Here is a 24,414-nt window from a genome sequence, read left to right as displayed (position 1 = left end):
CCACGCCGGCCCGGGAACTGACGGGCTGACGGCCCGCCGTCAGTTCGTCCCTATCTTCGCCAGCAGATCGACGATCCGGGACTGCACCTCGTCGCTCGTCGAGCGTTCGGCCAGGAAGAGCACGGTCTCCCCCGAACCGAGCCGCGCCAGCTCCGACTCGGTCATGCCGGCCGAGGTGTAGACGACCAGCGGCGTACGGTTCAGCTGCCCGTTCGCGCGCAGCCAGTCGATGATCCCGGCGCGTCGGCGGCGTACCTGCATCAGGTCCATCACCACCAGGTTCGGCCGCATCCGGGTGGCGAGATCGACCGCTTCGCTGTCGCCCGACGCCCGGACGACCTGCATGCCGCGGCGCTCCAGGGTCTCGGTCAGCGCGAGCGCGATCTCCTCGTGCTCCTCGATCACCAGTACCCGCGGAGGGTGCTGGTCGCTGTCGCGCGGGGCGAGCGCCTTGAGGAGTACGGCGGGGTCGGCACCGTACGCGGCCTCCCGGGTCGCCTGGCCGAGGCCGGCCGTCACCAGCACCGGGACCTCCGCGGCCACCGCGGCCTGTCGCAGCGACTGCAGCGCCGTGCGGGTGATCGGTCCGGTCAGGGGGTCGACGAACAGCGCGGCGGGGAAGGCCGCGATCTGGGAGTCGACCTCCTCGCGGGAGTGAACGATCACCGGCCGGTAGCCGCGGTCGCTCAGGGCCTGCTGGGTGGAGGCGTCCGGGGCCGGCCAGACGAGCAGCCGTCGCGGGTTGTCCAGCGGTTCCGGGGGGAGTTCGTCGTCGACGGGCAACGGCTGGGGACGGTTGGCCACCTCGACCGCGCCTCCGGGGCCGTCCAGCGGCTCCGGTCCCTCGGCGCCCTCGTCGGGCGCCCCTATGGCGTAGGCACGCCCCTCGGCCGCCGGCGCGGCGATCAGCTGTCCCGAGCCCTGCGTCGTGCTGCCCTGCGCCGTGCCGGCCGGTGCGCCTGGGACGCCGGGCTGCGGAGGCACGGGCGCGGTGACGGGCTGGGGCGGAACGGGAGCCGTGGCCGGCGGTGCGGCGGGCTCCGCCTCGGGCGGGGCGGCCAGCTTGCGCCGGCGCCCGGCACCGCCGAACGTCTGGTTCTGCTGGTGCGCGAGGTGCTGCGCGAACGGCACGCCCTGGCCCAGGGTCCGCACGCTGAACGCGCGCCCCTGGGTCGAGTCCGACGAGGTGCCCGCGGGCGGCGGTGCCTCGGCGGGCAGCGGCTGCCGCCGGGCGTCCTGCCCGGGGGCGGCATGCGCATCGGCGTCGGCGGGGTGCGCCGCCGGTGCGGGGGAGGGGGCCGGTGCGGGCTCGCCCGGCGCACCCATGGTGCCCGAGGTGTGCGTGGTGCTTGCGGGGTCGGCCCAGGACTCGTCGTCCGCCTGGCCGGACGCGTCGGGAGCGGCCTCGTCCACGGTCAGGGCGGCCAGGCCCTGCCCCGATGTGCCCGACTGCACCCAGTCGGGCTGCGGCGGCACGGCCGGCAGCGGCTGCCCGGCGACGGGGTGGCCGGGCCGGGCCGGCTGCTGCTGCTGAGGCACGTCCGCGAGCCGCGCCCTGCGCCGGCCGGACGGTACGGGATGCGCCTGCGGCGGGGTGTGGTCCGCGTCGGGTGCGGTACGGGCGGCGTCATGCCGCTCCGGCGAGGGTTCCCAGGCCGCACCGGGCTCACCCGGGGCGGCCTGGCCGGCCGGTACCCCGGGACTACCGGGGTCCACCGGACCGGGGTACCCCGGGACTCCGGAGGACTCCGGCGGCACGGGCGCGGCCGGCGGCACGGGCGTGACGGGCGGAGCAGGCGTGACGGGCGGCACAGGCATGGCTTGCGGAACAGGCATGACCGGCGGAACAGGCACGGCCTGCGGAACAGGCGTGCCGGAGGTGTCCGGCGCCGCCGGTGGCACACGGTCGGCGTCGGCGGGCGGCAGCGCGAACGCGGTGCGCGGCCCCGTGGGCTGGGCCGCGGCGGAGCGTTCCTGGGCCGCGGCGAGAGCCCGCCGGGCCCGCCGCCCCCCGGGCTGCTGCGCGGACTGCCCCTGGCGGGCCTGCTGCGACGACGCCTCGGGCGGGGCGAGGGCCGGGAGCGCCGGCTGGTTCGCGCCGTCCGGACGCCCCTGGGCCTCGTGCGGCACACCCTGCGGCGGAACCGTCCGGCCCCGCTGCGGGCGCCCGCCACCACCCTGTGCGCCCTCCGCCGCCGTCACCACGGAGCCCTCGGACGGCGCGGAGGCCGAGGAGGGTGCCGCGGGGAGGGCCAGTGCCCGCCGGGGCTCGGCCGCCGGGGCCTCCGCACCCGTCTCGGCAGGGCTGGGCCGGCCGCGCCGGCGACCGGAACCCCCGCCCTGCTGCGGCGGGATCACGTCGTGCTCGTGCTGCTGCTCATCGGGGGCCGCCACGCGCCGGGCCCGGCGCCGCCCGGTGGGCTCCGCCGCGGCGGTGTCCCCGGCCGGCGGCGCGTCGGCGGAGCTGTCGGCGGCGCGCTCCAGGAAGGCGTCGGTCGACCCCCTGCGCGCCCTGCGCCGCCCACCCTGCGTGGGCTGGGGCGGAGCGGCCTCGGGGTCCGCCACGGGCGTCTCCTCGGGCACCGGGAGCGGAGGGGGCGCGATCGTCCCGGCACCCGTACCGATGGGCACCTCCAGGACGTACGCGCTGCCGCTCATCCCCGGCATCTCGTGTGTCTGGAGCACACCGCCGTGCGCCCGCACGATCCCGCGCACGATCGGCACGTGCACCGGGTCACCGCCGGCGAAGGGCCCGCGTACCTCGATGCGTACGACCTCGCCCCGCTGTGCCGCGGCGACGACGACCGTCGAGTCGACGTAGCCGCCGCCCGGCATCAGCCGTGCCTTGCCGGTCGAGTCGACGCCCGCCACGTCCGCGACGAGGTGGGCCAGCGCCGTGATCAGCCGGTCCGGGTCCACCTCGGCCTCGATCGGGGGCGCGTGCACCGCGAACTGGGCGCGGCCGGGGCCGATCAGCTCGACCGCGCCGTCGATGCCGGCGGTCACGACGGAGTCGAGCAGCACCGGCTGCTTGACGAGCTCCTCGGCACCGCTGTCCAGCCGTTGGTAGCCCAGCACGTTGTCGACGAGCGTGGTCATCCGGGCGTAGCCGGCGGCGAGGTGGTGCAGGATCTGGTTGGCCTCGGGCCAGAGCTGGCCGGCCGGGTCGGCGGCGAGTGCGGAGAGTTCGCCGCGGAGTTCCTCCAGCGGACCGCGCAGGGACTCCCCGAGCACGGCGGTCAGCTGGGTGTGCCGTTCGCCCAGGTCGGCCAGGCGCTCGGCCTGCTCCTCCAGTTCGCTGGCATAGCGCTCGCTACGGTCGGCCAGCTCGGCCGCGTGCCGTTCGGTGAGTGCGGCGACCTCGGCCCGGTGGCTCTCGGTGAGCTCGGCGACCTCGGCGGCGTGCCGCTCGGTCAGTCCGGTGACCTCGTCGGTGTGCTGGTGGGTCAGCTCCTCGTACGGCCTGCGGTCGGTGAACGTCATCACGGCGCCGACCAGCTGGTCCCCGTCGCGTACGGGTGCGGTCGTCAGGTCGACCGGCACCTGGGCGCCGCTCTTGGACCAGAGCACCTGGCCGCGTACCCGGTGCTTCCGGCCGGACTTGAGCGTGTCGGCGAGCGGAGATCCTTCGTACGGGAACGGCTCACCGTCCGCCCGCGAGTGCAGGATCAGCGTGTGCAGTTCCTTGCCGCCCAGGTCGCTGGCGCGGAAGCCGAGGATCTGCGCGGCGGCGGGGTTGACCAGGACGACCCGGCCGTCCATGTCCGTGCCGACGACGCCCTCGGAGGCGGCCCGCAGGATCATCTCGGTCTGACGCTGTGAACGCGCCAGCTCGGCCTCGGTGTCGACGGTGCCGGAGAGGTCCCGTACGACGAGCATGAGGAGCTCGTCGCCCGTGAAGCTGGAGTGGATGTCGTTGTACCCGGCCTGGCCGCTGTCCAGGCTCGCGCTGGTGACCTCGACGGGATACTCGCTGCCGTCGGTGCGGCGCGCGGTCATCCGCGTCGGCTTGGTCCTGCCCTGCTCGTCCGCAGCATCCGGCCTGCGCATCGACCCCGGGATCAGCCTGGAGTCGAACTCCGGAAGCAGATCGAGCAGCCCGCGGCCCACGAGCGCGGTGCCCGGGGTCTCGAACATCTCGAGGGCGATGGTGTTGGCGTTGACGACCGTGCCGTTGCAGTTGACGAGCAGGAGCCCGTCCGGGAGGGCGTCGAGTATGGCTGCGAGGCGAGCAGCGCCTCTCGATGGCCTGCTGCTCACGAGACGCTTCCTCCCTGAATACCGCACCTTGCCGACAGCGGGCCCCATCCTGCCCCTCGGGCCTCAGGCTGTCATGGGACGAGTCTAAAGGCTGGGACGGCTCATGGGGCGGCGGATGAGGGGGAGCTCTCACCAAGGTTCTGTGCACACGGTGTACGCCGGTGGCAGTGGAGTGACCGTGAGCGCCCCCTATGACGTGCGCGGACGTGCGCGGACCTGCGCCGGCCGCCCTCGTGGGGGCACCGGCGCACGCCGCTCGTGTCCCGGTTACCGCGCGGAAGGGAGTACCGGCACGAGCTTGTTCCAGCGCGAGATCTCGCAGCCGTTGGAGCGGCTGAAGCGGGCGTCGACGGTCTCCCCCTCCCACGTCCCCTGGACCCGGGCGGACGCCGGCCCTCCGGCCTGGAGGGTGCACATGGCGTTCCGGTCCGTCGGCACGAAGGGGTTCTCGCCCGATGCCGCGGCCTCGTCCAGCAGGTCGCAGGCCCGCTGCGCCGCGGGGTGGCTGCCGCCGGCCGGACCGCACTCCAGCTCGAAGACCCCGTCGGCCGCCGGATTCCCGGACTCCGAGACCGTCACCGTGAGACGGGTCTGCGTCTCCTGCCCGCCGAGCCAGTCGTCCTGGAGTACGGGCAGCGGGGGCAGCGGTACGAGCGGGGAGACGGCCGTGGCGGCGGGTGCGGCGGCGGACAGCGCGGCGAGGGAGGCGACGGCGGTGAGAGTGAGACGGCGCAGCATGCGGGGCTCCTGTTGTGTTCTGGCGCACGGGGCGCGCGCCGGGCTGCCCGAGGCGCGCCGGTCGGGGTGGCGTGCGCCGGGCACTTGGGGCGGTGACGGACGGAGGGCGGAGCCCTCGCACTCTCTAACGCTCCGCACGCCCGCACGTTGCGCAACTCCTGGGGGGCCGACCGGATCGCCGCCGCAGGGCGCTTTGCCTCGCCGCCCACCTGCCTAGTACCGTGGGCGGCGATTGGTGACAGCGCGCTCGACTGTGTCATCATCTGCACGCACCACCCGCGCTCGCGTGGGGTGTGCTGGAGGCGTCGCCTAGTCCGGTCTATGGCGCCGCACTGCTAATGCGGTTTGGGTCTTAAAGCCCATCGAGGGTTCAAATCCCTCCGCCTCCGCAGGAACCCGAAGCCCCGTGCCCCAGGCGCGGGGCTTCGGCCGTTCCCCGGTCCCGGCGGCGTCTTCCCTCCCGCGCCTTTCCCCGTGCCTCCTCCGGTTCCGCCGGCATCGGGGTGTCCCGCCGAGAACCTGCCCCAGAAGGGCGTTTTCGCAGGTCAGAGGCCATATGGCTAATGGATTTCGCGTGACGGCGCAGGTCATGTAATGTTGTTCCCGCAACGCCGACCAGGCAGAAAAGCCCGGGAGGCAACACCGGCGGTGAAGACCGCTGGTAGGCACTCGTAGCTTAACGGATAGAGCATCTGACTACGGATCAGAAGGTTGCAGGTTCGAATCCTGCCGAGTGCACAGCAGGCCAAAGGCCCCCAGGAGAAATCCCGGGGGCCTTTCGCGTTGCCGGGGTGCGCGGTGGTCCGGCGGGTGCCGGGGACCGCGGTGCCGGGATGCCGACCTGACGACGAGCCGGGAGTGGGCGTATGGGGTGGCGGTGCGCCGGAATGAGCTGGCCCGCGACGGGGCCCGTGCTGACCTGGCGACGCTCCGGCCGGGCGGGGCCCGGGCGGGTGAGCGTCCTGGCCTACGGGACGGAGCTCGGCTTCCGGGCCGAGGGCGAGCGGCACTGTCTGGGCGCGCGGGGCAATCCCTGCCCCCTGGGTGCCGTGGTGCCGGTGCGCAGTACCGGGGCGCGGTGTGCGGAGTGCGGCCGGCTGGACCGGGCGCACTCGGTGGCCGCCGACACGATGGCCGACGACCCGCGGACGTACCGCGTCTACCTCGCCTGGTTCGGGCCGGGGATGGTCAAGGTCGGGATCACCGGTGAGGCCAGGGACGCGGCGCGGCTGCGGGAGCAGGGGGCCGTGGTGTTCAGCTGGCTGGGCCGCGGGCCTCTGATGGCCGCTCGGCGCACGGAGGAGCTGCTGCGTTCGGCGCTCGGTGTGCCGGATCGGATCCCGTACGCGCGCAAGCGTGCGGTGCGGGGCTCCTTGCCCGGGCCGGCGGAGCGGGCCGCGGAGATCGAGGCGCTGTACGGGCGGGCCGCGGCCCTGGAGGGCGCCGGGTGGCCCGAGGCGCTGGAGCGGCTGCCCTTCGAGGCGGTGGACCACGGCGGGGTGTTCGGGCTGCCGGACGCCGGGCCGGTGGCGCGGGTGGTGACCGGGCTGGTGGACGGCGGAGTGGTGGCCGGCCGGCTGGTCGCGGCCGCCGGGCCCGATCTGCTCCTGGAGACCGGTGCGGAAGGGGTCGTCGTCCTGGACACCCGGCTGATCACCGGCTGGGATCTCGTGGTCGCCGACGCCCGGGCGGGCGTGACCGTACCGGTGGTCGCCGCAGGGGCCGCCGGCGTGCAGGACGGACTGTTCTGACAGGCTCACCGGGAACAGCGGGACGGACAGGGTGGGTGGGGCGCATGGGCAGGGGTGACGGCGACCGGGACCGCGACGATGTCCTGCGGTTCCGGGAACGGCTGGGGCTGCCCGGGATCATCGACGTCCATACGCACTTCATGCCGGAGCGGGTACTCCGCAAGGTGTGGGCGTACTTCGACTCGGCGGGCCCGCTGACCGGCATGGAGTGGCCGATCACCTACCGGCACGCCGAGGACGAAAGGCTCGCGCTGCTGCGCTCGTTCGGCGTGCTGCGGTTCACCTCGATGGTCTACCCGCACAAGGCCGGGATGGCGGCCTGGCTGAACGGCTGGGCGGCCGGGTTCGCGGCGAGGGTGCCCGACTGTCTGCACACGGCGACCTTCTTCCCCGAGGAAGGGGTGGACCGGTATGTGCGCGAGGCGGTCGACGCCGGGGCGCGGGTCTTCAAGTCGCACCTCCAGGTCGGTGCGTACGACCCGAACGACCCGCTGCTGGAGCCCGTCTGGGGACTGTTGGCGGAGGCCCGTGTGCCGGTGGTGATGCACTGCGGGTCGGGGCCCGCGCCGGGGGCGTACACCGGGCCCGAGCCGGTCGGCCGGCTGCTCTCCCGGCATCCACGGCTCCGGCTGGTGGTGGCGCACATGGGCATGCCGGAGTACTCGGAGTTCCTGGCGCTGGCGGCGGCCTACCCCGAGGTGCGGCTCGACACGACCATGGCCTTCACGGACTTCACGGAGAGGTTCACGCCGTTCCCCGTGGGGGAGCGCGGGCGGCTCGCGGACCTGGGGGACCGGATCCTGCTCGGCACGGACTTCCCGAACATCCCGTACCCGTACGCCCACCAGTTGCACGCCCTCGAACGCCTCGGCCTGGGTGACGCGTGGCTGCGGGCCGTCTGCCACGGGAACGCGCGTGACCTGTTCGACCTGCACTGACGTTTCTCAGGCAATTCACAGGTGAGCGAAAGGTCCCTCTCACGGCCGTCCCAGAGGGTCGGGGCATGACGACGACCTCGCCCCAGGGGCGTACCGAACTGCTCAGGCCGGACCGCAATCCCGTACGCGTACTGGTCGTGGACGACGAGGCTCCGCTTGCCGAGCTGCTCTCCATGGCCCTGCGGTACGAGGGGTGGGAGGTGCGCAGCGCCGGTGACGGGGCGGGCGCCGTCCGTACGGCGCGCGACTTCCGGCCCGACGCGGTGGTCCTGGACGTGATGCTCCCCGACATGGACGGTCTCGCCGTGCTGGGCCGGCTGCGGCGCGAGCTCTCCGATGTGCCGGTGCTGTTCCTGACCGCGCGGGACTCCGTGGAGGACCGGATCGCCGGGCTCACGGCGGGCGGCGACGACTACGTCACCAAGCCGTTCAGCCTGGAGGAGGTGGTGGCCCGGCTGCGCGGGCTGATCCGCCGATCCGGCACGGCCGCGGTGGCCCGCAGCGAGTCGACGCTCGTCGTCGGCGACCTGGTGCTGGACGAGGACAGCCACGAGGTGAGCCGGGGTGACGTCTCGATCCACCTGACGGCGACCGAGTTCGAGCTGCTGCGCTTCCTGATGCGCAATCCGCGCCGGGTGCTCAGCAAGGCGCAGATCCTGGACCGGGTGTGGAACTACGACTTCGGCGGCCAGGCGAACGTCGTCGAGCTGTACATCTCCTACCTGCGCAAGAAGATCGACGCGGGACGGACCCCGATGATCCACACCCGGCGCGGGGCGGGATATCTGATCAAGCCCGGCGAGTGACGCGGTGAGCAGGAAGCGGAGGAGCGCGGGCCGCCCGTGGACGCTGCGGACCCGGCTCGTCGCGTACGCGGTGACGCTCATCGCGGTCGTCGCCGCCGTGATCGGCTCGGTCACCGCGATCGCCTTCCAGAGCTACATGTACGGCAAGCTGGACGGCCAGCTGCACGACCTCGCCAGAATGGCCGCGGCGCGTCCGCCGGGCATCGGCAAGATCGCCCCGGGCGGCCCGGAGGACGAGGAGCCGCTGGACTTCGTCGGCATGGGCGGTGGCCAGCCGTTCAACACGTTCGCTGCCGTGGTCTCCGACGGTGCCGTCACCCTGTCGAAGGTGGTGAAGAAGGGCGCCCCGGAGGCTCGTGGGAACACCGAGCCGCTGTCCGGCGGGCAGGAGGACGCCCTGGACGCCGCCGCGGTGCCCCTGGACGGCGGATCCCATGACGTCGAGCTTCCCGGGCTCGGCGGCTACCGCGTGCAGGCCGTGCCGTCCGGCGGCGGTACGTCCGTCCTGGTCGGCATCCCCACGGCCGAGGTGGACAAGGCCCTCAGCACCCTGATCCTGGTCGAGGTCTGCGTCACCTGCGCGGGGCTCGTCGCCGCCGGCATCGCGGGCGCCGCCATGGTCGGCGTCGCGCTGCGCCCGCTGCGCCGGGTGGCCGCCACCGCCACCCGGGTCTCCGAAATCCCCCTGCACAGCGGCGAGGTGGCCCTGTTCGAGCGGGTCCCGGATGCCGAGGCCGACCCGCGTACCGAGGTCGGCCAGGTCGGCGCGGCACTCAACCGGATGCTCGGCCATGTCGGTTCGGCCCTGGACGCACGGCAGAAGAGTGAGACGCGGGTACGGCAGTTCGTCGCGGACGCCAGCCACGAGCTGCGCACACCGCTCGCCTCGATCCGCGGGTACGCCGAACTGACCCGGCGCGGCAGGGAGAACGCCGGCCCCGACACCCGGCACGCCCTGAGCAGGATCGAGTCCGAGGCGGAACGGATGACCGGCATGGTCGAGGACCTGCTGCTGCTGGCCCGGCTCGACGCCGGACGGCCGCTCTCGTGCGAGAGCACCGATCTCTCGCCGCTCGTCGTCGACGCGGTGAGCGACGCGCGTGCCGCCGACCGCGCCCCCGACGGATCCGCCGGAGCCGGCCACCACTGGCGACTGGAGCTGCCCGACGTGCCCGCCACGGTGCCGGCCGACCCGACCAGGATCCAGCAGGTCCTGGTGAACCTGCTGGCGAACGCCCGTACACACACCCCGCCGGGGACCACCGTCACGGTACGGGTCCGCCAGGCGCGTGCGGAGCTGCCCTGGGTGACCCTGGAGGTTCAGGACGACGGTCCGGGCATCCCTGCCGAGCTGCAGCCGCACGTCTTCGAACGCTTCGCACGGGGGGACGCCTCGCGCTCGCGCCACGCCGGGTCGACGGGGCTGGGGCTCGCCATCGTGCAGGCCGTCGTCGCCGCGCACGGCGGGCTGGCCGAGGTGCGTTCGGTGCCGGGGGACACGGTGTTCGCGGTCCATCTGCCCGCGGACGCCGTGTCCGAGGCCGATCCGCCCGGCGACTCGGTGACCGGTCCGGCCGAGAGCCCGCCGGCCGGCCCGGCCGAGAGCCCGGGGACCGGTCCGGCCGAGAGCCCGCCGGCCGGCCAGGTCGGCGGTTCGGGAAGCGATCCGGCCGACGGCTCGGCACACACCCGGGCCGGCGGCCTCACCGCCGCGTACCCGGGGCACCCGGGGTACTCACAGGCCGGCCACAGGCGCAGCACACGGACGTGACAGCGGGGTTGGCGAATGTCGGTGCCATGCGAACCGACACTCCTCTGAGCACCCTGCCGGCCCGGGAACACCTCCTGGCCGCAGCGGTCGGCGCTCCCGTACTCGACGTGGTGGTCCCCGTCCACAACGAGGAGAAGGACCTCGAAACGTGTGTACTGCGCCTGCACGACCACCTGGCGCGGACGTTCCCCTACGGCTTCCGGATCACCGTCGCGGACAACGCGAGCACCGACCGTACGCCCCAGGTGGCGGCCCGGCTGGCGGACCTGATCCCGGAGGTGCGGTCGTTCCGGCTGGAGGAGAAAGGCCGGGGGCGGGCACTGCGCACCGCGTGGACGCACTCCGACTCCCCCGTCCTCGCCTACATGGACGTCGACCTCTCGACCGACCTCAACGCACTCCTGCCGCTGGTCGCCCCACTGATCTCCGGCCACTCGGACCTGGCCATCGGCTCGCGTCTCACCCGTAGTTCGCGGGTGGTGCGGGGCTCGAAGCGGGAGTTCATCTCGCGGTCCTACAACCTCATCCTGCGTTCTTCGCTGGCCGCCCGGTTCAGTGACGCCCAGTGCGGCTTCAAGGCGATACGGCGGGAGGTCGCGCAGCGGCTCCTGCCCATGGTCGAGGACACCGGCTGGTTCTTCGACACCGAGATGCTGGTGCTCGCCGAACGGGCCGGACTGCGCATCCACGAGGTGCCCGTCGACTGGGTCGACGACCCGGACTCCACGGTGCACATCGTGAGGACGGCGATCGAGGACCTGAAGGGCGTCTGGCGGGTGGGCCGGGCCCTGGCCACCGGCGCCCTGCCGCTGGACCGGCTGGCGCGTCCCTTCGGCGACGACCCCCGGGACCGGGCCGTGCCCGGGGTGCCGGGCGGACTCGCCCGGCAGCTGGTCGGCTTCTGTGTCGTCGGTGCGCTCTCCACGCTCGTGTACCTCGCCCTGTACTCCCTCTTCCGGCTGGGTGCCGGCCCGCAGATCGCCAACGCGGCGGCACTGCTCGTCTCCGCCGTCGCCAACACGGCGGCCAACCGGAGGCTCACCTTCGGCGTGCGCGGCCGGGGCGGCGCCGTGCGCCATCAGGCGCAGGGGCTCGTCGTCTTCGCCATCGGCCTCGCCCTCACCAGCGGCTCCCTGGCCGCGCTGGACACGGCCTCCGGCTCGTCCTCGCACGGGAGGGAACTCGCCGTGCTGGTCGCGGCCAACCTCGCGGCAACGGTGCTGCGCTTTCTCCTCTTCCGCGCCTGGGTCTTCCCCGACCGGCGCACGGACCACCAGGACGCCCGCAAGGGTCCCGCCCACGAACTGAGGAACGTCCGATGACCGCCATCCACCCCGACCACCTCTCGGCGCCGCCGGACAATCCCCGGCCTCCCGCGCACGCCGCGGTGCGGGGCGAGTCGCTCGCGCGGCGCATCCGCCGGGGCAGGCCCGGGGACCCGCGCTGGGCGCGGCCCGCGTTCCTCGGCATGCTGCTGGTCATCGCGCTCGCCTACCTGTGGAACCTCAGCGCCTCCGGTTACGCCAACTCCTTCTACTCGGCGGCCGTGCAGGCCGGCAGCCAGAGCTGGAAGGCCTTCTTCTTCGGCTCGCTGGACTCGGCGAACGCCATCACCGTCGACAAGCCCCCTGCCACCCTCTGGCCCATGGCCCTGTCGGTACGGATCTTCGGCCTGAGCTCCTGGGCGATCCTCGCTCCCCAGGTGCTGATGGGTGTCGCCACGGCCGGAGTTCTGAACGCCGCCGTGCGCCGCCGCTTCAGCGCCGCCGCCGGGCTGATCACGATGGCCGTGTTCGCGCTGACCCCCGTCGCCGCACTGATGTTCCGCTTCAACAACCCGGACGCCCTGCTCGCGCTCCTGATGACCGTCACCGTCTACTGCGTGCTCCGTGCCCTGGAGGGCGGTCGCACGAAGTGGCTGGTGTGGGCGGGGGCCGCGGTGGGTCTCGCGTTCCTGTCCAAGACGTTGCAGGCGTTCCTGATCCTGCCGCCGCTGGCCCTGCTGTACGCGGTGTTCGCTCCGGTGTCCGTGTGGAGGCGGTTCGGCCAGCTCGGCCTGTCCGCCCTGGCGGCGGTCGTCGCCGGCGGCTGGTGGGTGGCGATCGTCGAGCTGTGGCCCGCCTCCTCCCGCCCGTACATCGGCGGTTCGCAGAACAACTCCTTCCTCGAACTCACCTTCGGCTACAACGGACTCGGCCGGATCAACGGCGAGGAGACCGGCAGTGTCGGCGGCGGGGGCGGTGGCGGCCAGGGGGGCGGCTGGGGCGAGACCGGCATCGGGCGGATGTTCAACTCCGAGGTCGGCGGTCAGATCTCGTGGCTGCTGCCTGCCGCGCTGCTCCTGCTGATCGCGGGCGTCTGGCTGACCTGGCGGGCGAAGCGGACCGACACGGCCCGGGCGGCGTTCCTCGCCTGGGGCGGGTCGCTGCTGATGACGGCGCTGGTCTTCAGCTTCATGGCCGGCATCTTCCACCAGTACTACACGGTGGCCCTGGCGCCCTACATCGCGGCGCTGGTCGGCATGGGTGCCACGGTGCTGTGGGAGGAGCGGGCCCGGTGGTGGGCGGGCACGGCGCTCGCCGTGACCGTCGCGGTGACGGCGCTCTGGTCGTACGTGCTGCTGGGGCGCACACCGGACTACTTCCCGTGGCTGCGGTGGGCCGTCCTGATCGGCGGTCTCCTCGGCGCGGTGGGGCTGCTGTTCGCCGCACGGCTGGGGCGGGCGCTCGTCCTCGGCGCGGTGGGCCTGGGCCTCACCGCATCGCTGGCCGGGCCGACGGCGTACACGGTCAGCACGCTGAACACCGGGCACCAGGGCTCCATCGTCACCGCGGGACCGTCGGGCGCGAGCATGGGCGGACCGGGCGGCGGCCGGGGCGGCTTCCCCGGCGGGGGTGACGGTGGCGGCCCCGGAGGCGGTACGCAGCCTCCCGGACAGGGCACGCAGCAGGGCGGCCGGGCGCCGGGCAACGCGCCGGGCGGGACACCGGGTGGCGGCTTCCCCGGCGGGGGCGGAGCCGGCCAGGGCCAGGCCCAAGGGCAGGGGCAGGCTCCTGGTAACCCTCAGGGCGGCGGTATGCCGGCAGGTGCCACGGGCGAGGGTGGCATGGGCGGTGGCGGCATGGGCGGCCTGCTCGACGGCGCGACCGTCGACTCCCGGGCCAGGACGCTCCTGACGCAGAACGCCGACGCCTACACCTGGATCGCCGCGGCCATCGGCTCGCAGAACGCCGCGAGTTACCAGCTGGCCACCGGAGACCCGGTGATGGCGATCGGCGGCTTCAACGGCAGCGACCCGTCCCCGACTCTCGCGGAGTTCAAGAAGTACGTGGCGGACGGGAAGATCCACTACCTGATCTCGGGCGGCATGGGCGGTGGCGGGGCGGGCGGAGCCGGCACCTCGTCCCGGATCGCGTCATGGGTGGAGGAGAACTTCGAGGAGGTCACAGCGGGCAGCGCGACCTTCTACGACCTCACCCGACCGAAGAGCAGCTAGGACGTGTTTCGGAAGTAGCGTCGCCTGCCCGAAGCGCAGGCGGGACTTTCGAAACACGCCCTAGGCCCGGCCCGGCCGGCGCCGGAGTTCCAGGTCGGCTACGAGGGGGCGGTGGTCCGAGGCGAGCGTCTCGGCCACCGCCGCTCCGTTCACCCGGACGGCCCAGGGGCCCTCCTTCGACACCGCCACGAAGTCGATCCGTTTCACCGGGTCCAGCGCCGGGAAGGTGGGCGCGCCCGGGTCGGCGTCCTTCAGTTCCTCCCAGAGCGGCGCCAGTTCGGGTGCGTCCGGCTCCGCGTTGAAGTCCCCCAGCAGGATCTTGCGGCCCCGGTCCTCACCCATGATCCGGCGGGTGTCGGCCACCTGCGCGGCCCGCACGGACGGATCGGGCCGGTAGTCCAGGTGTGTCACGTACACGTGCACGGGAAGCCCCTCCACCCGCAGGACCACCTCGGCGAAGCCCGGAGCGGGGGCCGGGACCGGGTTCTGGTCCTGGGTCGAGAGCCGGGTGATCTCGTGGTTCTCGGCGCTCACGATCGGGTACCGGGACAGCAGCGCCACCCCGTACTCGCGCCGGGGCCCGCCGGTGGCCGGCGGATCGAGGCTGTAGATCGGCGCGAACGACACCCGCATGTGCAGCCGCCGGGCCAGTTCGCCCGCGAGATCGCGCCACTCGCTGCGTGCTCCCCAATGGGCGTCGACCTCCTGAAGACCGATCACATCGGCGTCCAGCGTCCGGAGCAGGTCCGTCTGGCGGTCCAGGTCGAACACGTTGTCCATGCCGGCCCCCGCATGGATGTTGTAGGTCGCGACGCGGAGCGGTACCCCGTGACCCCGGCCGACGGCCGCCGCGGGCGGCGCGAGCACCGTCGCCGACAGACCTGCCGCGATCAGGAAGCCCACTGTACGAAGACGCAGGGTCATGCCGCTCCACCATCCGCTCGATGACGTGCCGGGCCGTCCGGAGAGCTACCCCTGGGACCGCCGGGTCCAAACGAGTCGTACGGCGTACACGGAGTGCCCCATGGGTGTGGGGACGCGATCGCGCCCCCGCGGGAGGACGCGGACAGGCGCGTGCGGCTGCGGGAACCCGGCCCGAACCGGCGCCGGCTGCCGGTCCGGCGCCCCCGGGCCCCGGCTCTCGCGGGTACTGGTGCGGCGTCAGGCCACGTGCGCCCTGCAGCCGGTGTGCCGAGTCACGCACATGACTGCTTCCGGGTGGTCGCACACGGAGCCCCGGCGTGGCGTGGGCGCGGCCCTGCGGCCGGGCGGGTCATGCTTCCGGTCGTGCCGCCGGTGCCGGCGGTACGAGACCCGCGTGGAGGAGCCCCGTGTCGAGCGAAGAGAACAAGAGGCTGGTCCGCCGCTTCTACGCGGAGATCGACAACGGCAACGTGGAGGCCATGGACGAACTCGTGGCCGAGGACTACCAGGACCACTCCCCGCCGCCGTTTCCAGGGCTCGGGTCCGGTCGCGAGGGGCTCAAGCAGGCGTTCCGCCTCTTCTGGGAGGCCACTCCCGGGACCCATGACATCGAGGACCAGATCGCGGAAGGCGACAAGGTGGTGACCCGGATGACGGCCCGTGGCGTACACGAGAGAGACCTTCCCGGCATTCCCGCCACCGGGAACCAGCTCACGATGACGGCGACGGTGATTCACCGCATCGAGAACGGCAGGCTCGCGGAGAAGTGGTCGGACAAGGACCTCCTCGGCTTCCTCCAGCAGCTCGGTGTCATCCCGGCGCCCGGCGGTACGCCGGGATAGTCCGGGCGGCTCCACGACCTCGCGTGCCCGCAGGCAGGTTGCCGGAGCAGGCCCGTACGGCGGGCACGATCCGCGACCGCGACATCTCACGCGCGGTGGACATCCTGACCGCCGGCACCGGGACCACGTGCGCACGGGCGGCCCGGCGGTCGTGGCGGCCCGGCGGTCGTGGCGGGCCGGCGCGGCTGCGGATCGCCGGCCTCGCCGGCCGGCCGGAGTCAGCGGCCGCGCACGAGTCAGTAGCCGCGCGCGGTGTCCACGGCCAGCGTGGGGGTCCGTCCCCGCACCACCGCCTCCCAGCACGCCTCGAAGTCCGTGACGACGTCCTCGTCGGCCGTGATGCCGGCCGAGTGCGACGTGATCACGGTGCGCGGCAGATGCCAGACGGCTTCCTCAGGCCCCGCGGGCTCGTCGGGCAGGACATCGAGGACGGCACGCCGCACGGCCCCGGTGCGCAGCGCCGACTCCAGCGCGGCCATGTCGACGGTCCCGCCACGGCCGGTGTTGACGAAGGAGGCACCGTCCATCGCGCTGAAGCGGGCGGCGCCGAAGAAACGTTCCGTGCCGGCGGTCAACGGCAGGGTGGAGACCACCCACCGGGCGGCCGTCAGCTCGGCCGCCTCCTCGTCGGAGCCGGCCTCGACCACGCGGTCGAAGCCCGGGGCCGTGCCGCCGGGTGTGCGGCGGACCCCCACCGTCCGCAGGGAGAACCTCCGCAGCAGGCCGGCAACTGCGGTTCCGATGTGTCCGGTTCCGTGGACGAGGACGGTCTGTCCGCCGACGAACTCGGCCGGGAGGCGGCGCCACTCCGCACGGGCATGCTGTGCGGCGTGTTCCGTGACCGACTGGCACTCGGCCAGGATCCAGGCCGCCACGTACTGGGCGATCCGCTCACCCATCCGGCCCACGGTCCGGGTCAGCAGGGCGTTCCCGGGCCAGCGTCCGGCGGCGAGCAGGGCGTCCGTACCCGCGTTGACACTGTGGAACCACACCAGCTCAGGGGTCCGCAGGGCCTCGGGCAGTGAGGCCCCCACGTACACGAAGGGCCCGTCCGGCTCCGTGTCGTACGGGCGCCCCGCCGGGCGTCCGGCGATGCGCTCGAGTGCGCGGACCACGGACGGGCCGATGTCCGCGGCGGTCAGCAACCGGGCCCCTGCGAGCACGTCGGGGTGAGGCGTCATGCGGGCCGTCAGCCGCCGGTGGCCAGATGGGCGGGGAATCCGCCGGTGGCGACCGGGCTCCAGCGCTCCGGGGTGATCCGGATGATGGACTTGCCCTGCTTGACCATGGCCGCGCGGTACTCGTCCCAGTCCGGGTGCTCACCGGAGATGTTCCGGAAGTACTCGACGAGCGGTTCCACGGAATCCGGCGCGTCGATCACCTCGGCCGAGCCGTCGACCTGCACCCACGGGCCGTTCCAGTCGTCCGACAGGACGATCACGCTCACCCGCTCGTCCCGCCTGGCGTTACGGGTCTTGGCCCGCTCGGGGTACGTCGAGACGACGATCCGTCCGGCGTCGTCGACACCGCAGGTGAGCGGCGAGCCCTGGGGGCGGCCGTCGGACCGGGTGGTCAGCAGGATCGCCCGGTGCCGGGGCCGCACGAAGTCCAGCAGCTCGGCGAGCTCCACAGCGGTGTTGGTCGCGATGTTGGGTGCCATACGGTCAAGCCTATGCCTCGGGCGAATCCCCCTGCACGGCCTGGATGTCGAGTTCCACGCGCAGTGTCGTGCCGATCGCGGAGATACCCGCCTGCACCACCTGGTTGTAGTTCATGGCGAAGTCGTCGCGGCGCAGCTCGGCCGTCGCGTGGAAGGCCGCCCGCACCCCGCCCCACGGGTCGGGGCCGGTGCCCAGGTAGCTGAGGTCGAGGTCAACGTCCCGGGCGACGCCGTGCATGGTGAGGACGCCGTGCACCGTCCAGCGGTCGGGACCTGCCGGGGTGAGCGCCCGGGAGCGGTAGGTGATCTCCGGGTACCGTTCCACGTCCAGGAAGTCGGCCGAGCGCAGGTGCTTGTCCCGCATGCCGTTGCCCGTGTCGATGCTGGCCGACGAGATGAAGGCCTCCACGCGGGAGCGCTGGACGTCCTCGGCGATCTCGATCCGGCCGCCGAATTCGGTGAACCGGCCGTGCACGCTCGAGATCCCCAGGTGCTGGGCCACGGCAGCGACCGAGGAGTGGACCGGGTCGAGTGACCAGGTGCCCGGAGGGGGCAGTTCCACGCCGCCCTGCCGCGCCAGCACGACGGTGCCCGCCTCGACGCGGCCGCTGGCCGTGACGAGCGCGGTGGATGCGGCGGGGGCGTACCCGACGGCCGTCACGATCACCGTGTACGCGCCGGCCGGCAGGAGGTCGCCGGTGCGGACGGCTCCGTTCTCGTCGGCGGCGGCCCGGAGCACCTGCGTGCCCGTCATGTCGGTCACCGTCACGACCGCGTGCTGGACGGCCCAGCCGTCCCGCGTGCGTACCTGTGCGCGAAGTCCCATCCCGTGTTCTCTCCTTGCTCGGTCACCCATCGACTCGGTGACTCAATGACTCGGTAACTCAGTGACCCAGTGACTCGGTGACTCAATGAGTCGGGCCCCGGGCGGGAACGGCAGGCCGTCCCCTGCCTGCCGTTCCCACCACGGGGCCCTTTTCCACCGGCGGCCACAGCCTCTCCGCTCGAAGCGCTGTACCGCCAGGGGTCTTGGTGGATCTTCCGTATCCCTACACGCCCGGGTGGGCGAGCTCGATGTCGTGGCCGTCGACGCCGCTGCCGGTCACGGTCAGCGAACCGGCCACCGGCGGGTAGCCGGTCGCGATGACCGAGTACTCGCCCGCGTCGAGGTCGGCGAAGGCGTACACGCCGTCCTCGCCGGTCGTGGAGGTGGCGACCACGTTGCCCGCCGCGTCGATCAGCGTGACGCGGGCGTCGGACAGCGGAGCCCGGCCGGAACCGGCCCGGACGACACCGCGTACCAGGGCGCCGGACTGCAGCGCCGCGTCGACCCGGGTGACGCCCTGGCCGGCGATCTCCACCGGCAGGGCCAGCGGACGGAAGCCGGCGGCCGTGACGGCGACGGTCACGGAGCCGGGGATGAGCTCACCGAAGCTGAACTCTCCCGTGGCGCCGGAGACCCCGGTGGCCAGCACGTCGCCGCGCACGTCGGTCACGACGACCATCGCGCCCTCGACCGGGTCGGCACCCTCGGCGGCCCGTACGGTTCCGGAGAGGCCGCTCGTACCGGCGAGCAGGATGTCGTAGGCCAGCGGCTCGTCCGCGACGACCACGGTGGACGCCTGCGGCTGGAAGCCGTCGGCCGACGCGATCAGGACGTACGAGCCGGAGCCCGGGGCGTCCAGGACGTAGCCGCCGTCGGCCTGGGCCACGGAGCGTCCCAGCTGCCGTCCGCCCAGCGAGATGAGGGTGACGGCCGCCCGGGCGACGGGTACGCCCTCGGCGCCGCGCACCACGCCGCGCACGGGCGTGCCCTGCACGGTCACGGCCGGAGCCTGTGCGGTGTCGGTGCCGGCCGAGGTGTCCCCGGACGTTCCCCCGGCGACGAGCGCGGTGGTCGTGCCGGTGGAGTCGACGGCCTGTGCGGCGGGCGCCGTGGCCATGGCCGGGGCGGTGTCGTTGCCCGCGTTGGTCTTCAGGGCGACCTCCTTGATGAAGATGGTCACGATGAACGCGACGAATGCGGCCGGTGCGGCGAACAGGAAGACGTCGGCGACGCCGTGCCCGTAGGCGACCTCCATGACCGTGCGCAACGGAGCGGGGAGCGAGTCCAGGTCGGGGATGCCCCCGCCGCCCGTACCGCCGTGGCCCAGCGCGGCACCCTGGGGGCCGAGGTCGGCGAGGCCGTCCTTGACGTAGTGGGTGACACGGTTGCCCAGGACGGCGCCCAGCGCCGAGACGCCGATCGCACCACCGAGCGAACGGAAGAACGTGACGACCGAGCTGGCAGCGCCGAGGTCGGCCGGAGCGACCTGGTTCTGCGTGGCGAGGACCAGGTTCTGCATCATCATGCCGATGCCGAGGCCCATGAGGAGCATGAAGATCGCGATGTGCCAGTACTGGGTGTCGTACCGGATGGTGCCCAGCAGCCCGAGGCCCGCGGTGAGCAGGAAGCCACCGGTGACCAGCCAGGCCTTCCAGCGACCCGTCTTGGTGATGATCTGACCGGAGATCGTCGAGGAGAGGAACAGACCGGCGATCATCGGGATCGTCATGACGCCGGACATCGTCGGCGACTTGTCACGCGCCAGCTGGAAGTACTGGCTGAAGAAGACGGTGCCCGCGAACATCCCGATACCGACGAACAGCGAGGCCACCGAGGCCAGGGTGATCGTGCGGTTGCGGAAGAGGCGCAGCGGGATGATGGGCTCGCTGGCCTTGGACTCGATGAAGAGGAAGAACGCGATGAGGACGGCGGTACCGCCGAGCATCGTGTAGGTCTGCCAGGAGACCCAGTCGTACTTGTCGCCCGCGAAGGTCACCCAGAGCAGCAGCAGGGAGACGGCGGCGCTGATGAAGAACGCGCCCGACCAGTCGACCTTGACCTGGCGCTTGACCACCGGGAGCTTCAGGGTCTTCTGCAGCACGATCAGGGCGATCACCGCGAACGGCACACCCACGTAGAAGCACCAGCGCCAGCCCATCCAGCTGGTGTCGGTGATGACACCGCCGAGCAGCGGTCCGCCCACGGTGGCGACGGCGAAGACCGCGCCGAGGTAGCCGCTGTAGCGCCCGCGCTCGCGCGGGGAGATCATCGCGGCCATCACGATCTGGGCGAGGGCGGACAGACCGCCGACGCCGACGCCCTGGACGACACGGCAGACGATGAGCATGCCGCTGCTGGTCGACAGGCCGGCCACCACCGACCCGCCGACGTAGATGACCAGGGCTATCTGGACCAGCAGCTTCTTGCTGAACAGGTCGGCGAGCTTGCCCCACAGGGGCGTGGTGGCGGTCATGGCCAGCAGCGAGGCCGTGACGACCCAGGTGTAGGCGCTCTGGCCGCCGCCGAGGTCGGAGATGATCTCGGGCAGGGCGTTGGAGACGACCGTCGACGACAGGATCGCGACGAACATGCCGAGCAGCAGCCCGGTCAGCGCTTCCATGATCTGCCGGTGTGTCATCGGCGTGCCGTCGGGGGTTTCTGATCCCCCGTGCTTGGCGTGGCCGCCCCGCACACCGGTCGGTGTGGTCGTAGCCATGAAAATCCTTGTCTTTGCTTCTGTTACACGGGTGTACGGGTGTACGAGTCGTCGGAGTGCCCGGCGCGGCAGTCGCCGCTGTGGCGTCCGGGGGCGCATCCACCGGAGCCGCGGCAGGAGAAACTGTCGCGCAGCCGGGACAACAACGTGTTGAGCTGTCCGACTTCTTCGTCGGACCAGTCGATGAGGTTGTGGGCGAACATTTCGGTGGTCCGCCGTGTCAGGTCGTCGAGCAGTGCGTCGCCGGCCGGGGTCAGCCGCAGGATGCGGGACCGCTTGTCCGCCGGGTCCGGAAACCGCTCGATCCAGCCGTTGTCCACCACGTGAGCGACATGTCTGCTGGTCACCGACATGTCGACGGCCAGCAGCTCGGCCAGCCGGGTGATCCGCATCTCGCCGTACTTGGCCAGGAGCGTGAGCACCGCGGCCGCGCCGCTCGGGCACTCGGCGGGCAGGATGCGGGCGAGGCCCCGTTTGACGGCTCCGACGGCGCTGAGCTGCCGGGCCAGTTCTTCGTACTGGCTCCGTGCGGCCACCGGCCCTCCAGACATCTCACGGTTCATCTTGTTGCTTAGGGCAACGATAGAAGCTGTTGGTTGCTGCAGGCAAACGAAATGGGGCTTGCATAAGTAAAGGAAGCCAAAAGCCTCCGTAGGCTCCCGGTCAAGCGCCCAGCGCACAGGGGATGACCGGGTACGGGTGTGGCCCTGGGCACAGTCAGGCTCTGGGGGAGAGCGGCGGAAGGAGGGTGCGGGACGCGTGCGGAGGCAGGGGACGGAGCGCGCGGAGACGCCATGAGCGCTTCGGCGGCCGGGTGAAGAGGCGGTGGACATCCCGGACGGGCATCACCCTTCGCGGACCCGGGGGTTGGGCGGAACGGCCGAGTTCGCTAGGGTCCTGGGCCATGGCACACAACCCCCACGCCCCGCAGCCGGGCCCCGAGGGCACTCACGATCCGGCGGGCAGCACCCAGATGTTCCGCGCCTTCGTCGACGAGGGCGAGCCGCAGCGCAGGCAGCAGCCGGCTGCGGCCTCGTCCGGTTCGAGGACCGGGGTGATCGTGGCCGTCGTCGCGGTCCTCGTCGTCCTCGGTGCCGTCGCCTGGCTCGCGCTCGGCTGACCGGACCCCTGTCCGTACCCCCTGTTCCCTGGCGCTGATTCCGGGGCGACGGAGCCCGAGGGCTCGCAGGACCCGCCAGGCATCCGTACAAGGCGTCGTACGGCCTCTTCCGCACCCGCCTCCCGCGTCCGACCGACGGGGGAGGCGGGTGCGTCCCTTTCCGCGGCGGTCCCGGCCTCGGGGTGCGCAGGGCGAGGCGGCCCTGGTGCAGGACGTCGAGCACGTCGAGGATGTGCCCGGTGCCGCGTACGAGGCGGCACATCTCTGAGAGGTGCACGGTGTCGCCCGGCCGCGCGTACGCCAGCAGCTCGCCGAACTTCGGGCGCTGGAGCGGGTGGAGGCGGCCGGAGGTGCCGGACTCCTCCTCGAACGCCATGGGCTCCTTGATCCCGGCCTCGGCCAGGACGAGGTTCTGCCGGGAGGTCGACTGCGAGTCGGTCGAGACCCGCTTGTAGACCAGGTTCGCCACCGAAGGGCATGTACGGAGGATCGGACCCTGTCTGTCGTCACATCCTGTCAGCGATCAGCATCGGATCTGATTGGATTCGCGCCGCCTCGAACCCCCTGATTACACGGGTTCACCGGACGCTTCGGCCGCCTGTCGGCAAACCGTTTGCCGACAGGTGTCACGGGTGAAGGCGTCGCGGATCTTGGGCATTGCGCGTCAGTGTCGAAGTTCCGGCTTCGGGTCAGGCCGGCGGGTCGGGGGTGTATCTGGCGAGCATGGTCTGGACGGCCTCTTCGACGGCGTTGTGGATGTCGGAGGCTGCGGGGTTCCAGCCGGTCAGCAGCATGCGGGGCCACAGGACGTAGTTAGCGATCATGCCGAGGAACTGGTTCGCGGCGCTCTCGGCGTCGGGCACGTCGGCGTTGCCCGCCTCATGCTCGGATTCCAAGTAGTGCTGGACGGAGGCGAAGTAGGGCAGTTTCCGCCGTCTTCGGCCGCTCGGTGTACCGCTTCACCACCGACGGGTCCTCGATGCCGAGCTGCGCGGCCAGGTGCTCGACAACCGGCCAGGGGGCGTCGAGCGGGTCGTCCGGGAGGAATCGGCCGATGTAGCGCACCGTGCACATCTGGAGCGCGAAGCCGAACTGGTGGTGCGTCGAGCGCCGCAGCGCGATCGGATCCCGGTCCACGTCGTCCAGGAAGAGGAACCACTCCAGCTCAGGGCGGGTCGGCTCCTCGGCGAACTCGCCATACGCCTCGCCATACGCTTCGGCCTGCTCATCAGTCAGAAATTCCACCGGCACGAGGCGGACCGTAGCCGGCCCCGGCACCCGACCGGCGATCTTTCCGCGAACCCCAGCGGAGCCCCAGCCGGCGTGTTGGCCGACCATGATCGTTCTCAGCGCCAACGGCTGTACCGATGTTCCCCGAGGCCGGGTCCCTCCCAGGTGGGGCGGCCGCCCCCCCGGGCTCCCGGGACGGCTCGGCCGCCGAGGCGGCGATCAAGGTGCCCCGGCGGCCGGTGGAGCCGTCCGTCCCGCAGGCCGGCACCGCCGGACTGCCTGGTGTGCCCGAGCGGGGGGCGGCGGCTGTCCGCACCCCGGCCGGGCCCACGCGGGTCAGTCGGCGATGAGCCCCTCCCTGAGCTGGGTGAGGGTCCGGGTCAGCAGCCGGGAGACGTGCATCTGCGAGATGCCGACCTCCTCACCGATCTGCGACTGGGTCATGTTGGCGAAGAAGCGCAGCATGATGATCTGCCGCTCGCGCGGGGCGAGTTTGGCCAGCAGCGGCTTCAGGGACTCGCGGTACTCGACGCCTTCCAGCGCCGCGTCCTCGTATCCCAAGCGGTCCGCCAGCGAGCCCTCGCCGCCGTCGTCCTCGGGGGACGGGGAGTCCAGCGAGGAGGCCGTGTAGGCGTTGCCCACGGCGAGGCCGTCGACGACGTCCTCCTCGGAGACCCCGAGAGCCTTGGCCAGCTCCGGCACGGTCGGCGAGCGGTCGAGCTTCTGGGCGAGCTCGTCACTGGTCTTGGTGAGGGCGAGCCGCAGCTCCTGGAGCCGGCGCGGCACCCGCACCGACCAGGAGGTGTCGCGGAAGAAGCGCTTGATCTCCCCGACCACGGTCGGCATCGCGAACGTGGGGAACTCCACGCCCCGTTCGCAGTCGAAGCGGTCGATGGCCTTGATCAGGCCGATCGTCCCGACCTGGACGATGTCCTCCATGGGTTCGTTGCGGCTCCGGAACCGCGCCGCCGCGTACCGCACGAGCGGGAGGTTGAGCTCGATCAGTGTGTCCCGCACATAGGTCCGCTCGGGACTGTCCGTTCCTTCGGGACCCGAGGCGGGGCCCAGCGCGGCGAGCCGCAGGAACAGGGAGCGTGACAGGGTGCGGGTGTCGATGGCTTCCGGCGAGCTGGTGAGCACGGCAGGTGCGGGCACGCTCTTCGTGAGCGTGAGCACCTTCGAGCTGCCCTGTTCTGCGGACATGCCACCCCCTTGAGGTCGCGGACGGTCGCGGTGGCCACGACCATCGGAGGAACGCAGCCTCCACCTGAATACCGGAGGTAGGGCTGCGGCAAACGCGGTTCCAGCAGAATGTCACATGTCGGCAACACGCTGT

General features: G+C 72.4%; 18 protein-coding genes, 2 tRNA genes and 2 pseudogenes. 10 read left to right on the top strand and 12 right to left on the bottom strand.

Annotation, left to right across the window (positions count from 1 at the left end; genetic code table 11):
- Positions 1–39 precede the first annotated feature (39 nt).
- Together QFZ58_RS17920 and QFZ58_RS17915 are read right to left on the bottom strand one after the other, a co-directional pair.
- Positions 40–4,260 carry a PAS domain-containing protein gene (locus QFZ58_RS17920; RefSeq protein ID WP_307125904.1) on the bottom strand — a complete coding sequence of 1,407 codons (4,221 nt, stop codon included), beginning with the start codon at positions 4,258–4,260 and terminating at the stop codon, positions 40–42.
- Between the two features lie 267 nt (positions 4,261–4,527).
- On the bottom strand, positions 4,528–4,998 hold the full coding sequence (locus QFZ58_RS17915) for an SSI family serine proteinase inhibitor (protein ID WP_307125903.1): 471 nt from the start codon (positions 4,996–4,998) through the stop codon (positions 4,528–4,530).
- A gap of 298 nt (positions 4,999–5,296) precedes the next feature.
- Here QFZ58_RS17915 and QFZ58_RS17910 point away from each other — a divergent pair.
- The 8 genes from QFZ58_RS17910 to QFZ58_RS17875 all read left to right on the top strand — a co-directional run bounded on the left by QFZ58_RS17910 (position 5,297) and on the right by QFZ58_RS17875 (position 13,760).
- Positions 5,297–5,387 (top strand) — tRNA-Ser (locus tag QFZ58_RS17910).
- Between the two features lie 276 nt (positions 5,388–5,663).
- A tRNA-Arg gene (locus tag QFZ58_RS17905) sits at positions 5,664–5,736 on the top strand.
- Between the two features lie 128 nt (positions 5,737–5,864).
- Positions 5,865–6,749, top strand: coding sequence for a DUF2797 domain-containing protein (locus QFZ58_RS17900; RefSeq protein ID WP_307125902.1), 885 nt, complete (start codon positions 5,865–5,867; stop codon positions 6,747–6,749).
- 44 nt (positions 6,750–6,793) lie between these two features.
- On the top strand, positions 6,794–7,687 hold the full coding sequence (locus QFZ58_RS17895; RefSeq protein ID WP_307125901.1) for an amidohydrolase family protein: 894 nt from the start codon (positions 6,794–6,796) through the stop codon (positions 7,685–7,687).
- A 65-nt stretch (positions 7,688–7,752) separates the two neighbouring features.
- Positions 7,753–8,493 carry a response regulator transcription factor gene (locus QFZ58_RS17890; protein ID WP_307125900.1) on the top strand — a complete coding sequence of 247 codons (741 nt, stop codon included), beginning with the start codon at positions 7,753–7,755 and terminating at the stop codon, positions 8,491–8,493.
- A gap of 4 nt (positions 8,494–8,497) precedes the next feature.
- The gene (locus tag QFZ58_RS17885; protein ID WP_307125899.1) at positions 8,498–10,264 is read left to right on the top strand and encodes a cell wall metabolism sensor histidine kinase WalK; all 1,767 of its coding nucleotides are present in this window, start codon (positions 8,498–8,500) and stop codon (positions 10,262–10,264) included.
- A gap of 26 nt (positions 10,265–10,290) precedes the next feature.
- Positions 10,291–11,586 carry a bifunctional glycosyltransferase family 2/GtrA family protein gene (locus tag QFZ58_RS17880; protein ID WP_307125898.1) on the top strand — a complete coding sequence of 432 codons (1,296 nt, stop codon included), beginning with the start codon at positions 10,291–10,293 and terminating at the stop codon, positions 11,584–11,586.
- Positions 11,583–13,760, top strand: a complete 2,178-nt coding sequence (locus QFZ58_RS17875) for a glycosyltransferase family 39 protein (RefSeq protein ID WP_307125897.1) — start codon at positions 11,583–11,585, stop codon at positions 13,758–13,760. The genes QFZ58_RS17880 and QFZ58_RS17875 overlap by 4 nt, the downstream gene beginning before the upstream one ends.
- 60 nt (positions 13,761–13,820) lie before the next feature.
- On the opposite strand, the gene QFZ58_RS17870 is transcribed toward QFZ58_RS17875, so the two are convergent.
- Positions 13,821–14,684 carry an endonuclease/exonuclease/phosphatase family protein gene (locus QFZ58_RS17870; protein ID WP_307125896.1) on the bottom strand — a complete coding sequence of 288 codons (864 nt, stop codon included), beginning with the start codon at positions 14,682–14,684 and terminating at the stop codon, positions 13,821–13,823.
- A 407-nt stretch (positions 14,685–15,091) separates the two neighbouring features.
- On the opposite strand from QFZ58_RS17870, the gene QFZ58_RS17865 reads away from it, so the two are divergent.
- Positions 15,092–15,526 carry an ester cyclase gene (locus QFZ58_RS17865; RefSeq protein ID WP_307125895.1) on the top strand — a complete coding sequence of 145 codons (435 nt, stop codon included), beginning with the start codon at positions 15,092–15,094 and terminating at the stop codon, positions 15,524–15,526.
- 236 nt (positions 15,527–15,762) lie between these two features.
- Here the strand turns inward: QFZ58_RS17865 and QFZ58_RS17860 are convergent, their stop codons facing one another.
- The 5 genes from QFZ58_RS17860 to QFZ58_RS17840 all read right to left on the bottom strand — a co-directional run bounded on the left by QFZ58_RS17860 (position 15,763) and on the right by QFZ58_RS17840 (position 21,264).
- Entirely contained in the window at positions 15,763–16,707 is a 945-nt protein-coding gene (locus QFZ58_RS17860; protein ID WP_307125894.1) for an NAD(P)-dependent oxidoreductase, read from the bottom strand.
- Positions 16,708–16,715: 8 nt separating this feature from the next.
- The gene (locus QFZ58_RS17855) at positions 16,716–17,186 is read right to left on the bottom strand and encodes a PPOX class F420-dependent oxidoreductase (RefSeq protein ID WP_307125893.1); all 471 of its coding nucleotides are present in this window, start codon (positions 17,184–17,186) and stop codon (positions 16,716–16,718) included.
- 10 nt (positions 17,187–17,196) lie between these two features.
- A complete protein-coding gene (locus tag QFZ58_RS17850; RefSeq protein ID WP_307125892.1) occupies positions 17,197–18,012 on the bottom strand; it encodes a YceI family protein in 816 nt (271 codons plus the stop codon).
- A gap of 223 nt (positions 18,013–18,235) precedes the next feature.
- A complete protein-coding gene (locus tag QFZ58_RS17845; RefSeq protein WP_307125891.1) occupies positions 18,236–20,728 on the bottom strand; it encodes an MFS transporter in 2,493 nt (830 codons plus the stop codon).
- Between the two features lie 23 nt (positions 20,729–20,751).
- Positions 20,752–21,264: a MarR family winged helix-turn-helix transcriptional regulator gene (locus tag QFZ58_RS17840; protein ID WP_307125890.1), complete on the bottom strand. Its 513-nt coding sequence runs from the start codon at positions 21,262–21,264 to the stop codon at positions 20,752–20,754.
- A gap of 368 nt (positions 21,265–21,632) precedes the next feature.
- Here QFZ58_RS17840 and QFZ58_RS17835 point away from each other — a divergent pair, with 368 nt between their 5' ends.
- Positions 21,633–21,848 carry a hypothetical protein gene (locus tag QFZ58_RS17835; protein ID WP_307125889.1) on the top strand — a complete coding sequence of 72 codons (216 nt, stop codon included), beginning with the start codon at positions 21,633–21,635 and terminating at the stop codon, positions 21,846–21,848.
- A gap of 193 nt (positions 21,849–22,041) precedes the next feature.
- Here the strand turns inward: QFZ58_RS17835 and QFZ58_RS17830 are convergent.
- The 4 genes and pseudogenes from QFZ58_RS17830 to QFZ58_RS17815 form a co-directional block, all read right to left on the bottom strand.
- Positions 22,042–22,317 (bottom strand): annotated as a pseudogene (locus QFZ58_RS17830) (recombinase family protein); the annotation flags it as partial.
- 220 nt (positions 22,318–22,537) lie between these two features.
- A complete protein-coding gene (locus QFZ58_RS17825) occupies positions 22,538–22,744 on the bottom strand; it encodes a TetR/AcrR family transcriptional regulator C-terminal domain-containing protein (protein WP_373428564.1) in 207 nt (68 codons plus the stop codon).
- 37 nt (positions 22,745–22,781) lie between these two features.
- Positions 22,782–23,099 (bottom strand): annotated as a pseudogene (locus tag QFZ58_RS17820) (DUF4158 domain-containing protein); the annotation flags it as partial.
- 315 nt (positions 23,100–23,414) lie between these two features.
- On the bottom strand, positions 23,415–24,281 hold the full coding sequence (locus QFZ58_RS17815) for an RNA polymerase sigma factor SigF (RefSeq protein WP_307125888.1): 867 nt from the start codon (positions 24,279–24,281) through the stop codon (positions 23,415–23,417).
- Between the last annotated feature and the right edge of the window lie 133 nt (positions 24,282–24,414).

The organism is Streptomyces sp. B1I3 (genome assembly GCF_030816615.1).
In the GTDB taxonomy this organism is placed as follows: domain Bacteria; phylum Actinomycetota; class Actinomycetes; order Streptomycetales; family Streptomycetaceae; genus Streptomyces.
This window is presented reverse-complemented; position numbering and strand designations above follow the sequence as displayed.

What these genes read in the sequence shown, in the direction of transcription:
- QFZ58_RS17915 (WP_307125903.1), bottom strand. Translation starts at nt 4,998, where the DNA reads ATGCTGCGCCGTCTCACTCTCACCGCCGTCGCCTCCCTCGCCGCGCTG.
- QFZ58_RS17900 (WP_307125902.1), top strand. Translation starts at nt 5,865, where the DNA reads ATGGGGTGGCGGTGCGCCGGAATGAGCTGGCCCGCGACGGGGCCCGTG.
- QFZ58_RS17895 (WP_307125901.1), top strand. Translation starts at nt 6,794, where the DNA reads ATGGGCAGGGGTGACGGCGACCGGGACCGCGACGATGTCCTGCGGTTC.
- QFZ58_RS17890 (WP_307125900.1), top strand. Translation starts at nt 7,753, where the DNA reads ATGACGACGACCTCGCCCCAGGGGCGTACCGAACTGCTCAGGCCGGAC.
- QFZ58_RS17880 (WP_307125898.1), top strand. Translation starts at nt 10,291, where the DNA reads ATGCGAACCGACACTCCTCTGAGCACCCTGCCGGCCCGGGAACACCTC.
- QFZ58_RS17875 (WP_307125897.1), top strand. Translation starts at nt 11,583, where the DNA reads ATGACCGCCATCCACCCCGACCACCTCTCGGCGCCGCCGGACAATCCC.
- QFZ58_RS17870 (WP_307125896.1), bottom strand. Translation starts at nt 14,684, where the DNA reads ATGACCCTGCGTCTTCGTACAGTGGGCTTCCTGATCGCGGCAGGTCTG.
- QFZ58_RS17860 (WP_307125894.1), bottom strand. Translation starts at nt 16,707, where the DNA reads ATGACGCCTCACCCCGACGTGCTCGCAGGGGCCCGGTTGCTGACCGCC.
- QFZ58_RS17855 (WP_307125893.1), bottom strand. Translation starts at nt 17,186, where the DNA reads ATGGCACCCAACATCGCGACCAACACCGCTGTGGAGCTCGCCGAGCTG.
- QFZ58_RS17850 (WP_307125892.1), bottom strand. Translation starts at nt 18,012, where the DNA reads ATGGGACTTCGCGCACAGGTACGCACGCGGGACGGCTGGGCCGTCCAG.
- QFZ58_RS17845 (WP_307125891.1), bottom strand. Translation starts at nt 20,728, where the DNA reads ATGGCTACGACCACACCGACCGGTGTGCGGGGCGGCCACGCCAAGCAC.
- QFZ58_RS17835 (WP_307125889.1), top strand. Translation starts at nt 21,633, where the DNA reads ATGGCACACAACCCCCACGCCCCGCAGCCGGGCCCCGAGGGCACTCAC.
- QFZ58_RS17815 (WP_307125888.1), bottom strand. Translation starts at nt 24,281, where the DNA reads ATGTCCGCAGAACAGGGCAGCTCGAAGGTGCTCACGCTCACGAAGAGC.